The sequence below is a fragment of the Yinghuangia seranimata genome (assembly GCF_029953285.1).
GTDB lineage: Bacteria > Actinomycetota > Actinomycetes > Streptomycetales > Streptomycetaceae > Yinghuangia > Yinghuangia seranimata.
Map to the genome: position 1 here is coordinate 163,237 of NZ_JASAOI010000023.1, position 12,654 is coordinate 175,890.

Sequence of the window (12,654 nt, forward strand, 5' to 3'; positions counted from 1 at the left end):
TCATCCCCCCAGTGCAAGGAGTGTGCGCACCGCGGTGCGGCGGAGCAGCGCCGGCTTGAACGCGTTGAACGCCAGCGGCCGCGCGTCGGCGGTGCCGGCCTCCACCGCCTGGCGTGCCGTGGCCTCGGTCAACCGCTTGCCGCGCAGCGCCTGTTCGGCGAGCGGCAGGCGCCACGGCCGGGTGCCGACCCCGCCCACCGCGAGCCGTACGTCGCGCACGGTTCCGTTGCGCACGTCCAGCGCCGCGGCGACGGAGACCAGCGCGAACTCGTAGGACTGCCGGTCGCGGACCTTGAGGTACGTCGAGCGGCGTGCGAACGCGAGCCGGGGCACCGCCACCGCGGTGACCAGTTCGCCCGGCCGCAGGTCGTTCTCGACCTGCGGGGAGTCGCCCGGCAGCCGGTAGAAGTCGGCGAGCGGCACCTCGCGCCGGCCCGCGGGCCCGGCGAGTTCGACGCGCGCGTCGAGCGCGACCAGCGCCACGGCCAGGTCGCTGGCGTGCGTCGCGACGCAGCTCGCGCTGGTGCCGAAGACGGCGTGGCCCCGGTTGGCGCCGGTCTGCGCGGGGCAGCCCGAGCCGGGCTGCCGCTTGTTGCACGCGGTGGCCACGTCGCGGAAGTAGCCGCAGCGGGTGCGCTGCAGAAGGTTGCCGCCGATGCTGGCCATGTTGCGGATCTGCGGCGAGGCGCTGGCCTGCAGCGCCTGCGCGACGACCGGGAACTCGGCGGCGACCACCGGGTGTTCGGCGACGTCGCTCATCCGCTCCAGGGCGCCGACGCGCAGGCCGTCGCGGTCGAGGCGGATCCCGCGCAGGCCCAGGCCGTTGATGTCGATGACGGCGTCGGGCTCGACGACGCCGAGCTTCATCAGGTCGACGAGCGTGGTGCCGCCCGCGAGGTACGCGGTGCGCGGTGTGGTGCGGGCGAACGCGTCGGCGGGGGTGCGGGCGGCGGCGTACTCGAAGGCGCGCACGTCACACCGCCTCGTCGAGCGCGGCCGTCGCCGGGGCGCCGACCGACTGGATCGCCTTGACGATGCCCGGGTAGGCGCCGCACCGGCACAGGTTGCCGGACATGTTCTGGCGGATCTCCTCGGCGGAGCCGCAACGCCGTTCCTCGACCACGGCGACGGCGCTCATGAGCTGGCCGGGGGTGCAGAAGCCGCACTGGAAGGCGTCGTTGTCGATGAACGCCTGCTGCATCGGGTGGAGTCGCTCACCGGAGGCGAGGCCTTCGACGGTGGTCACCGGGCGGTTGTCGGCCGCGGCGGCGAGGGTGAGGCACGAGAGGACGCGGCGGCCGTCGACGTGGACGGTGCAGGCGCCGCACTGGCCGCGGTCGCAGCCCTTCTTGGTGCCGGTCAGGTCGAGCCGCTCGCGCAGGGCGTCGAGCAGGGTGGTCCGCGGGTCCACCGCGAGCCGGGTGGTGGTGCCGTTGACCGTGAGGGTCGTCGTCACGAGGTTCTCGCCGGGGCCGGTGAGCGGGGCCTCGGGGAGTACGGCGGGTGTCGTCGGACTCGCTAACGCGGCGGGCGCGGAGCCGGCGGCGACCGCCGCCGCCCCGGCCGAGGCGCCGGCCACCCGGCCGAGGAAGAGACGCCTCGAAAGCCCTTGCCTCGCTTGCCCGGTGGTCGTTCGATGCGGTGCGGACGGCTGGACGTCGTGCGGGCCTTGCTGTGCCACAGATCCCCCAGTGATGCGGTCGGAGGGGCACCGGAGGGCGGTGCCCGGTGGTTCTGGCCGCGAACTTCTGCGTACGGCGCCAGTCTTGGTCAGCGCTTGTTCTCTGTCAAGTGGTTGATGGTTATCATGCGCGTTATGCGCATGCGTCGAATGAATCGAATCATCTGGGCCGCGCGGCAGGCGGGGCTCGCGATGACGGCCTCGAAGGAGCGCCGGCTCAAACCCCTCGGGTTGGCCTCCGCGCACTATTCGGTGCTGTCCGCCGTCTCCGAGCAGCCGGGTGTCACGGGCGCCGAACTGGCCCGCGACCTGGGTGTCACACCGCAGAACGTGGTCGGCCTGGTCAAGCGCCTGACCGACCGCGGGCTCATCGAACGGCGGGCCCACTCCCGGCACAAGCAGGTGCTGGAGATGTGGCTGACCCCCGCCGGGGAGGCCGTCCTCGTGAAGGCCGACGCCGAGCTGGCCGCGCTGGAGAAGACCATCGCGGACATCCTCGGCGACGACCGGGCCGAGCAACTGCGGCTCCTCCTGGAGGAGTTGGCTGAAGGTATGGGCGACATCCCGAACTCCGAGGCGGGCTGACCGCACGGTCGGGGGCACCCTGCCCGCCCCTACGGGCAGGGTGTCGCGATGCGTTGACAAACGCGAGTCGATGCTCGTAATCTCAAATAACGCGAGTAAATGCTCGTGTTTTCCGAGAGCGTCGGACGTCGGCGGTGCTGCGTGACCACGCTCTTGTCGATCGTTCCGTCGAACGCTTTGTCGAACGCCGTTGCGCGCCGGGCACGCTGACACCGACCCGGACCGCCCCACGGCGGGAATCCGGGGAATCGGCCGTGACCACAGCGAGCACCACCCGCGAGACCAAACCCTGGCTGGTCCTGATGACGCTCTGCCTGGGCTTCTTCATGATCATGCTGGACACCACCATCGTGAACATCGCGCTGCCCTCGATGCTCGACGGTCTGCACCTGAGCCTCGACCAGAGCCTGTGGGTGGTCAACGCGTACCTCATGGCGTACGCGATGCTCCTCATCACCGCCGGCCGGCTCGGCGACATCTTCGGCCCGCGCAACCTCTTCGTCGCCGGCCTCGTCCTCTTCACGATCTCCTCGATCGCGTGCGGACTCGCCGACAACGCCTGGCAGATCATCACCGCACGCGCCGTCCAGGGCGTCGGCGGCGCACTGCTCACCCCACAGACCCTCGCCATCATCGCCGCGGTCTTCCCCCGCGAACGCCGCGGCGCCGCGATGGGCGTCTGGAGCGCCGTCGTCGGCCTCGCCACGGTCGCCGGCCCCACCGTCGGCGGCGTCCTCGTCAACGACGCCAGCTGGCGCTGGATCTTCTACGTCAACGTGCCCATCGGCGTCATCGCCCTCGTCGGCACCTACCTGTACGTCCCCGACCTGCGCCCCGGCCGCAGCCACCGCTTCGACCTGGTCGGCGTCGCCCTCGCCAGCGCCGCGCTGTTCCTCCTCGTCTTCGGACTCGTCGAAGGACAGCGCTACGACTGGGGCGAGTTCCGCGGCGGCATCACCATCCCGATGGTCCTCATCGCCGGCGCCGCCCTGCTCGCCGCGTTCATCGCCTGGGAGTTCCGCCCCAAGGAACCGCTGCTCCCGCTCAAGCTGTTCCGCATCCGCAACTTCTCGCTCATGAACGCCGTGCAGTGCTTCATCGCCTTCGGCATGCTCGGCATCTACCTGCCGGTCGTCCTCGTCCTGCAGTCCGTCCTCGGCATGAGTGCGCTGCGGGCCGGCCTCACCCTGGCCCCGTGGTCCGTCGCCACCATGTTCACGGCGCCCGTCGCCGGACGGCTCGCCGACAAGCACGGCGGCAAGTACGTCCTCATGGCCGGCATGGCGCTCTTCGGCCTCGGCCTCGGCCTCATGATCACCGCCGTGCACACCGACGCCACGCTCACCAGCTTCCTGCTGCCCGGCATCATCGCGGGCGCCGGACTCGGCTTCAGCCTCGCCCCGCTCACCGCCGAGGCCATGCGCGACGTCCCCATGGAACAGGCCGGCGCCGCCTCCGGCATGCTCAACGCCATGCGGCAGCTCGGCGGCCTCCTCGGCACCGCCGTCGTCGGCAGCGTCCTGCAGAACCAGCTCTCCGACAAGCTCCGCGACGAGGCCCTCACCCGCTCCGGAGGCGTGCCCGCCGACGCCCGCACCCCGTTCGTCGACGCCTTCAACAACGCCGCCGACCACGGACTCCAGGTCGCCCCCGGATCCAACGGCGGCGTGAAACTCCCGGCTGGCGCCACACCGCAGGACACCGCGAGCATCAAGCAGGTCGCCCACGACGTCTTCACGCACGGCTTCGTCAACGCCGCCAAACCCACCATCGCGGTACCCACCGCGGTCGTGTTCGCCGGCGTCCTGTTCGTCCTCGGCATGGCCCGCCGCAAGCCCGCGCCGGCCCCCGCCGCACCGGACGCGAAGCCCGACGCCGCGACCGGCCGGGCGCCCGTCGCCCGCGCCGCCGAATCGACGAGCTCGTGAGCACCGCACCCCAGACCCCACCGGCGCATGCGGGCGGCGTGCGACCGGTGGAACCGGCCGGAGCGGAGGGCCCGGCCGGTCCCCCGGCGGCCGCGGGAACGGCGCGTCCGACGCCACCCGCGGCCGCCGGCCGGGGGAGTGCCACCGCACTCCGCCCGCCGCGCCGACGCGGCCTCCGACTCGCCTCCGCCATACCCGAGTTCGTCGACGCCGGACCCGAACCCACGGCAACCCGCGGCGCAGCGGCAGCCCGCGCCGCGGCCCGCGACGGCGCCGGCAGCGTCACCGCCAACCGGCGCGGCACACCCCCGCCCGGCACCGGCCCCGCCGCGCACCCGACCGCACAGCCCGCCGCCCGGCCCACCAACCGCACCAACCCCAGGGCCGACCACCGCGGCGACAACCGGCCGGACCCGCTCGCCGCCGCACTCGGCGGCGAACTCCCCGCCGGCGAACGCACCGCACCGCCCGGCACGCCCCCTCAGGGACGCCGCCGGCCACCCAGCGCCCGCGCAACCGTCCTCGGCAGCATCCTGCCGCCGACCGTCCGCACCGCCGAACTCTTCGACGACAACCCCGGCGGAACCCTCTTCCCCGACGAGGACCACCTCGTCGCCCTCGCCGGCGAAGTACGCCGCCGCCAGTTCGCCGCCGGCCGCCTGTGCGCCCGACGCGCCCTGGTCCGGCTCGGCATCCCGCCGGCCCCGCTGCTCCGCACCCCGCACGGCGCCGCACGATGGCCCCAGGGCGTCTGCGGCAGCATCACCCACGCCCGCACCTACCGCGCCGCCGCCGTCGCCCGCACCCGCGACATCCTCGCCCTGGGCATCGACGTCGAACCGCACCGGCCGCTCAAGGACGGCCAACTCCCCTCCATCGCCGCCCCCGGCGAACGCACCCACCTCGCCGAACTGCGCCGCCACCAACCGGCCATCGACTGGGACCGGCTCCTGCTCTGCGTCAAACAGGCCGCCTACAAGACGTGGTCGCCGCTCACCGGCCGCCGCCTCGGCCACGACGAGGCCGTCGTCGACATCGACCCCGACCACGGCAGCTTCACGGTACGAGTCCGCACCGCACCCGCCCTCGTCGAAGGCCGGCCCCTGACCACGCTGCCCGGCCGCTGGACGACCCGCCACGGACTGCTCTTCGCGGCCGTGACCGTCCCCGCGGTCGGCTTCCACTAGGGCGTGCCCGGGGGGATCTCCCGGGCCCGGCGCGCACGCACCACGCGACGCGGGCCGATCCGAAGAGATGCCCCGGGCACGCCCTGGCGGCCCTGCCCAGCGCCGTGTTCCCGGACCTCGCGACGACGACCCGGTACGAGCGCCGGGCCCGGCGGCCCTTCCAAGGCCTGCGCCTTGCGACGCACGGCACGAAGGCGGGCTGGGGAGGGCCGCTAGGCCCGGAGCAAGGCCCGGCCGACGTGAGCGGCACCGCGCCGAAGGACACCACCGGACGCGCAACGCTCCACCTGGCCGACGCTCAGCCGAACGCGGTCCCGCGCGTCCGGCTGAGCGCCGAGCAGCGTCCGACCACCCGCGCCGGCCCAACGGGGCGCACGCGCCACGCCGTTCGCGGCGGGGTGTCCCTGCGCGCTCCGCAGACCGACCGCCGCGTCGGACGCACTGGGCCAGCTGGGCAGACCAGCGCGGGGCCAAGCCCGCCCGTCGGACCGCACCACGCGAACACCACCACGGCTCCGGCCGGGAGCCCCGCCCGGGCCGCCCGGCGGGGGGAGCGGCACGTCCGGCCCGACTCCGTCACCCCGGGCCGCACGCCACACGCCGCACCCCCGCCCGCGCGGCCGCCTGATCCGGCGCGCGGCCCCCGGCCGGCCCGACCCTCCGCACACCTCCGCCCGAACACCCAGGGAGAACACCCGACATGCCGCACGTCAACCGCCGCTCGGTCCTCACCGGCGCCGGCGCGGCCGCCGCCGCGCTCGCCGCCGGAAGCACCGCACGGGCCGCCGCCGCCGACCCCGCGCCCCCGGCCGTCCCCGACGCCACCGTCGACGCGGGCGGCTTCTGCGCCGACCCGTTCGCGCAGCCCGCCGTCGTCCTGCCCGGCGACGAGCGCTACGCCGAACTGTCCACCGGCGTCAACCAGCGCTGGACGGCCACCCCCGACTCCGTCGTCCTGCCCACCACGACCGCGCAGGTCCTGCGCATCGTGCAGGCCGCGGCGCTCAACCGCACCCGCGTCACCGTGCGCAGCGGCGGCCACTGCTACGCCGACTTCGTCTCCAACGCCGAGACGAAGACCATCATCGACCTGTCCCACATGAACAAGGTCACCTACGACGCCACCCGCAACGCCTTCGCCGTCGAACCCGGCGTCCAGCTCGGCGCCCTCTACGAAGCGCTGTACCGCAGCTGGGGCGTCGCCGTCCCCGGCGGCGTGTGCCTCACCGTCGGCATCGGCGGCCACGCCGTCGGCGGCGGCTTCGGCCTGCTCACCCGGCAGCACGGACTGGTCGCCGACCACCTCGACGCCGTCGAGATGGTCGTCGTCGACCGCTTCAACCGGGCCCGCGTCGTCACCGCCTCCCGCAACCCCGCCGACCCCGCCAACGACCTGTGGTGGGCCAGCACCGGAGGCGGCGGAGGCAACTTCGGCATCATCACCAAATACTGGTTCCGCACCCCCGGCGCCCCCGGCACCGCACCCGGCGACCAGCTGCCCCGCCCCCCGAAGACCGTCCTCATCAGCTCGGTCGCCGTCCCGTGGGCCGCACTCGACCAGACCGCCTTCACCACCCTGCTGCGCAACTTCGGGCAGTGGTACGAGCAGAACAGCGCCCCCGGCGCCCCCGCCACCGCGCTGTCCGGCGTCATGTTCGCCCGGCACCGCACCGGCGGCGGCGTCGGCCTGCTCACCCAGGTCGACGGCACCGACCCCAACGGCCCCCAGCTGCTCGCCGACTACGCCGCCGCACTCACCCGCGGCACGGCGATCAACCCCGTCTTCCCGGCACGCCGCCTGCCGTGGCTAGCCTCCACCAAGCTCATCGGCACGTTCAACCCGACGCTGCTGTTCGACCCCACGCTGCGCAGCGGCATCAAGACGGCGTTCCTGCGCACGGCCTTCACCGACGATCAGGCCGGCGCGATCTACCGCCAGCTCATGCGCACCGACTTCGCCAACCCCAACGCCACCCTGCAACTCGCCGGCGCGGGCGGCCAGATGAACGCGCCGGCCTCCGGCGCCACGGCGACCGCCCACCGCTCCTCGGTGCTGTTCGCCGAGTTCGAGTCCTTCTGGATCAACCCCGCCGACGACGCCGCCAACACCGCCTGGCTGCGCGACATCTACGGCGAGACCTTCGCCACGACCGGCGGCTACCCGGCCCCGAACGCCCAGAACGACGGCTGCTACATCAACAACCCCGACCCCGACATCGTCGACCCGGCCGTCAACCGCTCCGGCGTCCCGTGGTCCACCCTCTACTACGGCGACAACTACGCCCGCCTGCAGCAGGTCAAGTCCCGCTGGGACCCGACCGACTTCTTCCACCACTCGCAGTCGATCCGCCCGGCCTGACCGGCCCCGGACCGCGCCGCGGTACGGCTCCCTCGGGGGATGGGGCCGTCCCGCGGCGCACCGCGTCACCCGCCCGGCGGATCGACGCCGTCGCCCTCACCGCGCAGCAGCACGACCACGGACGCCAGCACCGCCGCGACCGGCACCGCGAGCAGCGCCCCGAACACCCCCGCGACCGCGCCGCCGCCGATCACCGACCCCATCACCACGGCCGGATGCAGCGCGACGGTACGGCTCTGCACGATCGGCTGCAGGAACATGCCCTCGACGAACTGCACGCCCAGCACCACCCCGAGCGCCCCCAGCGCGGTGCCCAGCCCGCCGTCGGCGAACGCGACCAGCACGGCCACCGTGCCGGACAGGAACGCGCCCACGTACGGGATGTACGCGCCAACGAACACCAGGGCCGCCAGCCCCGCCGCGCCCGGCACCCCCAGCACCGCGAGGCCGATCGCGATGAACGTCGCGTCGATCAGGGCGATGATCGTGGTCCCGCGCATGAACCCGGACACCGCAAGGAACGACCGCCGCGTCAGCGCCTCCGCCAACGCACGCCGCGACTCGGGCGTGAACCTCCGCACCAGCGCCGGCAGCCGGTGCCCGTCGCGCAGCAGGAAGAAGGTGAACGCGAGCGCCAGCACGCCCCCCAGCACCACCTGCGTGGCGGCGCCGACCCCGCTGACGACCCCGCTCGCCAGCTCACCGCCGAGCTTGCCCCCGAGTTCGTGGAGACCGTCCGACGCCTGCGCCGCCGGGTCCCCGCCCCACCCGAAACGGTCGCGCAGCCGGTCCGCCGCGTCGCCGAGCGCCGCAGCGAACTTCGCCGCGTTGTCGCTGACCAACGCGACGACCAGCCACAGCGTGGCACCGCCCAGCGTGACCAACGCGGCACACGTCAGCCCCGCCGCCACCCCGCGCCGCAGACCGAGCCGGAGCAGCCTGCGGTGCAGCGGATAGAACAACGCGGACGCGAGGACGGCGATCGCCAGCGGGCCGGTCACCGCACGCAGGAACACCGCCAGCGCGACCATCGCCGCGACGAACAGCGCGACGACGAGGACCGCGAGACACCACGCGGCCGCACCGCGCAACGCGGGCGACGGCCCGGCCTGCGGCCTGTCGGCCGGCCGGTCCGTCGACCCCGTCGCGTCGGTCGCCATCGCCGTCCTCTCAGCCGCGGCACGGGCCCTCCCGCCCCGGCCACGCGGATCGATGACGTGGCGTCAGACCCGTGCAACGATCTTCCCCCGCGCCCCGGAAGGCCGCATCCGCTGCGCCGGCGCGCGACAACGCGCCGGCGCACCCGGCGCGGCGCTTCGCTGCACGGGGGCCGACCGGGTGACGGGGGAGCGGGGGCTCACGCGGAATCCACGGACCGCGGCGTGGGGCTACTGGCTTATGCCGCTGCTCCTGTCGCTCGGCGGCACCGCCGCTCTCCTCACGGCCACGGCGCTGTTCGCCGGCGGCCCCGCGCACGGCCTGGGGACGGCTCCGCGCTGTGGACCGGCTTCGTCCTGCCGTCCGGCGCGCGGCCAGACCCCGGCTCGCGCCCGGCTCAGGCGAACAGGCCGCTGTACGCGTTCAGCGCGGGCTGGCCGCCGAGGTGGGCGTACAGCACGTTCGAGTCCTTCGGGATCTCCCCGCCGCGCACCAGGTCAATGAGGCCGGCCATCGACTTGCCCTCGTAGACCGGGTCGAGGATGACGCCCTCCAGGCTGCCGGTGAGCCGCATCGCGTCCAGGGTCGATGCCACCGGGATGCCGTACTCCTCGCCGGCCCAGCCCTCGAGGACGGTGACCTCGTCGTCCCGCAGCTCGCGCTCGAGCCCGATCAGCTCCGCCGTCGCCCGGGCGATCCGGCCGACCTGCTCGCGCGTCTCGTCGATCTTGGCGGACGCGTCGATCCCGATCACCCGGCGCGGCCGGTCCTGGCCCGCGAAGCCGGCGATCATCCCCGCGTGCGTGCTGCCGGTAACGCTGCACACCACGACGGTGTCGAAGAAGACGCCGAGCTCGCGCTCCTGGCGCTCGACCTCGTACGCCCACTCGGCGAACCCGAGCCCGCCGAGCGGGTGGTCGGACGCGCCGGCCGGGATCGCGTACGGGGTGCCGCCCGCCGCACGCACGTCCTCCAGCGCCTGCTGCCAGCTCTCCTTGAACCCGATCCCGAACCCGGCCCGCACCAGCCGCACGTCCGCGCCCATGACGCGCGAGAGCAGGATGTTGCCCACCTTGTCGTTGACCGCGTCGGGCCAGTCCACCCAACTCTCCTGGACCAGCACCGCCTTCATGCCCAACTTCGCGGCGACCGCCGCGACCTGCCGGGTGTGGTTGGACTGCACGCCGCCGATCGTGACCAGCGTGTCGGCGCCCTGCCGGAGCGCATCGGGCACGAGGTACTCCAGCTTGCGGGTCTTGTTGCCGCCGAACGCCAGGCCGCTGTTGCAGTCCTCACGCTTGGCCCATATGCGCGCGCCGCCGAGGTGCGCGCTGAGCCGGTCGAGGGGGTGCACCGGGCTCGGCCCGAACAGCAGCGGGTAGCGCTCGAACGCGTCAAGGGACATGCGGGCTCCAAGGGTTCGCGGGATCGGTGTGGGCGCCGGGGGAACTCGGGTACAGGTAACAGGCCTATGCGTCCGCGTCCTCGGACACCGCGTCCAGCAGCGGCAGCAGCGTCTGCCAGTTCGCGCGCGTCGCCGCCACCGCGCCCTCGACGTCGCCCGCCGCGCACAGCGCGATGATCCGCTCGTGCTGCGCGACCGACCCGCGCCCGCTCAGCGACGAGAACCGCAGGTACTCCAGGCGCCGCAGCACCGGGGTGAACTGCTCCAGCACCGCGCGCAGCGCGTGGTTCGCGGACGCCGTGACCGCCACTCCGTGGAAGTCGTCGTCCGCGGCGATCGCGGCCTCGACGTCGCCGCGCCGCAGGGCCTGCGCGAAGCGCCCGTTCGCCGCGCGCATCGCGTCCAGCTCGGCGTCCGAGAGGTTCGGCAGCGCCTCACGCACGGCCAGTTCGTGCATGGCGGCGGTCACCGACCGGGCATTGCGTACCGCGCGTACGTCCAGCGGGCTGACGATCGTGAAGCGGCCGGGCTTGGTGACGACCAGGCCGGCCTGTTCCAGGCGGGCGAGCGCCTCGCGCACGGGGGTGCGGCTGACGCCCAGCCAGGCCACCAAGTCGGGGTCGTTGAGGCGTTCGCCCGGCGCCAGGGTGCCGTCGACGATGGCGTCGCGGATCGCCCGGTAGGCGGTGTCGCGCAACAGGGAACGGGAGACGAGCCCACGGCTCTGCGGAACCGGCATGCGATATTTTGCATGCATCATGTCGGTCGAGGTCAAGAGGCGCCGCGATCACGATCACCGGCGGCATCAGCGCCAGGAACGCCCGCGCCGCGCACGCCACGATCCGGTCGGTGATCTGGATGTCCAGCGCGCGCGTGACGAGATCCACCGTCCGGGAGAGCGCACCGGACCCGGCCCCGCGGCGCTGCGCCGTCCGGGTGCCGGGTCCGACCGTCACACAGGGGACCCCGTCAGTCCGCGAAGACCTCGCGGAGCTTGGTCTCCTCCTCGTTCGACAGGTTCGTGCGGATCAGCTGGGCGTGCGAGCCGGCGAAGGCCTCGTGCACCCGGTCCATGACCGCGTCCGAGCTCATCAGGAACAGCGCCGAGGTGCCCGGGGTCACCTCGCTGCGCACGTCGTTGATGAACTCGTCGTCGATGCCGACGTCGGTCAGGCTGCCCGCGAGCGCGCCCGTGGCCGCGCCGATCGCCGCGCCGATGAGGGGGATGAAGAAGATGAGGCCGAAGAGCATGCCCCAGAACGTGCCGCTGAGCGCGCCCATCCCGGTGAGGTTGTTCAGCTCCTTGGTGGTGGGCTTCTTCTTGTCCGACGGCCACGACACGACCGCGGCGTCGACGACCTTGATGAGGTCCTGCTTCTGCAGTGCCAGCAGCGTCTTCTCCGCCTGCATGGCGCCTTCGGGGGTGGCGAACTTCCAAACCGTGAGCGTGGTCAAGGCGAGTCCTCCGCGCGAAAAACCGGACAAAACGACTTTGCCGATCATGCCGCCATCCGCTCCGCACCGCCATTCGGGAACACCGCCCACCACCCCGGGGTTGTCGCCGGCCGGCTACCCCAGCACGCGCACCAGGGCGGCGATGTCGTTCGAGATCACCGCGTCCGCCCCCAGCGCCGCCACCCGCGCCATCCGCCGCGGCCGGTCCACCGTCCACGTGCACATCCGCATGCCCTGCGCGTGCACGCGCCGCGCCATCCACCGCGACAGCCACACATGACGGACGTTCACATAATCCGGCCGCACCCGCGCCAGCAGCTCACGCCCCGGCAGCCACGGCGCCGTCCAGCTCATCGCGATGCCGACGTCCGGCAGCGCCGCCCGCACCTCGGCGAGCCCCTCCGCGTCACCCGTGAACACCACGCGCGCCGCGGCGCCCAGCTCCTCGACCACCGCGAGCGACGCCCGCGCCTCGGCCGGACCCGGTATGTCGATCATGAGCACGACGCCGTGCTTCTCCATCAACTCCAGCGCCTCGCGCAGCGTCGGGATCCGCGTCCCGGCGACCGCGCCCACCAGCGCCTCCAACTCGCCGTACGGGACGTCCGCCAGCCGCCGCTCCACACCCCACAGCCGCCGCAGCGTGTCGTCGTGCAGGAGCATCGGCACACCGTCGCCGGTCAGCTTCACGTCGACCTCGACCCAGTCCGCGCCGCACGCGACCGCCGACTCCAGCGACGCCAGCGTGTTCTCCCGGACCTTCAACGGGTCACCCCGGTGGGCGATCTTGACGACCATCCGACCCTTCCTCGCCGTTCGACGGTGCCGGACCACCCTACGGTGCTCCGGTGGCGGCCCACCCGGCCATGGGGGACGGTGGGACGACCGCCTGCCCG

Annotated in this window: 11 protein-coding genes; 4 read left to right on the top strand and 7 right to left on the bottom strand. The window is 73.5% G+C overall.

The window, feature by feature from the left end; genetic code table 11:
* Both QI554_RS16100 and QI554_RS16105 read right to left on the bottom strand, forming a co-directional pair.
* Window positions 1-972, bottom strand: a complete 972-nt coding sequence (locus tag QI554_RS16100; RefSeq protein WP_281470625.1) for an FAD binding domain-containing protein — start codon at window positions 970-972, stop codon at window positions 1-3.
* A gap of 1 nt (window position 973) precedes the next feature.
* Window positions 974-1,579: a (2Fe-2S)-binding protein gene (locus QI554_RS16105; protein ID WP_425527985.1), complete on the bottom strand. Its 606-nt coding sequence runs from the start codon at window positions 1,577-1,579 to the stop codon at window positions 974-976.
* A 237-nt stretch (window positions 1,580-1,816) separates the two neighbouring features.
* Here QI554_RS16105 and QI554_RS16110 point away from each other — a divergent pair, with 237 nt between their 5' ends.
* The 4 genes from QI554_RS16110 to QI554_RS16125 all read left to right on the top strand — a co-directional run bounded on the left by QI554_RS16110 (window position 1,817) and on the right by QI554_RS16125 (window position 7,740).
* Window positions 1,817-2,266 (top strand): MarR family winged helix-turn-helix transcriptional regulator, encoded by a 450-nt coding sequence (locus QI554_RS16110; protein ID WP_281470627.1) that lies wholly within the window; start codon window positions 1,817-1,819, stop codon window positions 2,264-2,266.
* Window positions 2,267-2,520: 254 nt separating this feature from the next.
* On the top strand, window positions 2,521-4,194 hold the full coding sequence (locus QI554_RS16115; RefSeq protein WP_281470629.1) for an MFS transporter: 1,674 nt from the start codon (window positions 2,521-2,523) through the stop codon (window positions 4,192-4,194).
* Window positions 4,191-5,381 (top strand): 4'-phosphopantetheinyl transferase superfamily protein, encoded by a 1,191-nt coding sequence (locus tag QI554_RS16120; RefSeq protein WP_281470631.1) that lies wholly within the window; start codon window positions 4,191-4,193, stop codon window positions 5,379-5,381. The genes QI554_RS16115 and QI554_RS16120 overlap by 4 nt, the downstream gene beginning before the upstream one ends.
* 700 nt (window positions 5,382-6,081) lie before the next feature.
* Window positions 6,082-7,740 (top strand): FAD-binding oxidoreductase, encoded by a 1,659-nt coding sequence (locus tag QI554_RS16125; RefSeq protein ID WP_281470633.1) that lies wholly within the window; start codon window positions 6,082-6,084, stop codon window positions 7,738-7,740.
* Window positions 7,741-7,805: 65 nt separating this feature from the next.
* On the opposite strand, the gene QI554_RS16130 is transcribed toward QI554_RS16125, so the two are convergent.
* The 5 genes from QI554_RS16130 to QI554_RS16150 form a co-directional block, all read right to left on the bottom strand.
* Window positions 7,806-8,900: an AI-2E family transporter gene (locus QI554_RS16130; RefSeq protein ID WP_281470635.1), complete on the bottom strand. Its 1,095-nt coding sequence runs from the start codon at window positions 8,898-8,900 to the stop codon at window positions 7,806-7,808.
* 395 nt (window positions 8,901-9,295) lie between these two features.
* The gene (locus tag QI554_RS16135; RefSeq protein ID WP_281470637.1) at window positions 9,296-10,303 is read right to left on the bottom strand and encodes a 1-aminocyclopropane-1-carboxylate deaminase; all 1,008 of its coding nucleotides are present in this window, start codon (window positions 10,301-10,303) and stop codon (window positions 9,296-9,298) included.
* Between the two features lie 64 nt (window positions 10,304-10,367).
* Window positions 10,368-11,042, bottom strand: a complete 675-nt coding sequence (locus tag QI554_RS16140) for a GntR family transcriptional regulator (protein ID WP_281470639.1) — start codon at window positions 11,040-11,042, stop codon at window positions 10,368-10,370.
* Between the two features lie 230 nt (window positions 11,043-11,272).
* Complete coding sequence (locus QI554_RS16145) at window positions 11,273-11,758, bottom strand: DUF1269 domain-containing protein (protein ID WP_281470641.1); 486 nt, start codon at window positions 11,756-11,758, stop codon at window positions 11,273-11,275.
* Between the two features lie 114 nt (window positions 11,759-11,872).
* Window positions 11,873-12,556, bottom strand: a complete 684-nt coding sequence (locus QI554_RS16150; protein ID WP_281470643.1) for a glycerophosphodiester phosphodiesterase — start codon at window positions 12,554-12,556, stop codon at window positions 11,873-11,875.
* Between the last annotated feature and the right edge of the window lie 98 nt (window positions 12,557-12,654).

Excerpts from the sequence above, each read along its gene's own strand:
- QI554_RS16135 (WP_281470637.1), bottom strand. The coding sequence starts at position 10,303 with ATGTCCCTTGACGCGTTCGAGCGCTACCCGCTGCTGTTCGGGCCGAGC.
- QI554_RS16140 (WP_281470639.1), bottom strand. The coding sequence starts at position 11,042 with ATGCCGGTTCCGCAGAGCCGTGGGCTCGTCTCCCGTTCCCTGTTGCGC.
- QI554_RS16110 (WP_281470627.1), top strand. The coding sequence starts at position 1,817 with ATGCGCATGCGTCGAATGAATCGAATCATCTGGGCCGCGCGGCAGGCG.
- QI554_RS16130 (WP_281470635.1), bottom strand. The coding sequence starts at position 8,900 with ATGGCGACCGACGCGACGGGGTCGACGGACCGGCCGGCCGACAGGCCG.
- QI554_RS16125 (WP_281470633.1), top strand. The coding sequence starts at position 6,082 with ATGCCGCACGTCAACCGCCGCTCGGTCCTCACCGGCGCCGGCGCGGCC.
- QI554_RS16150 (WP_281470643.1), bottom strand. The coding sequence starts at position 12,556 with ATGGTCGTCAAGATCGCCCACCGGGGTGACCCGTTGAAGGTCCGGGAG.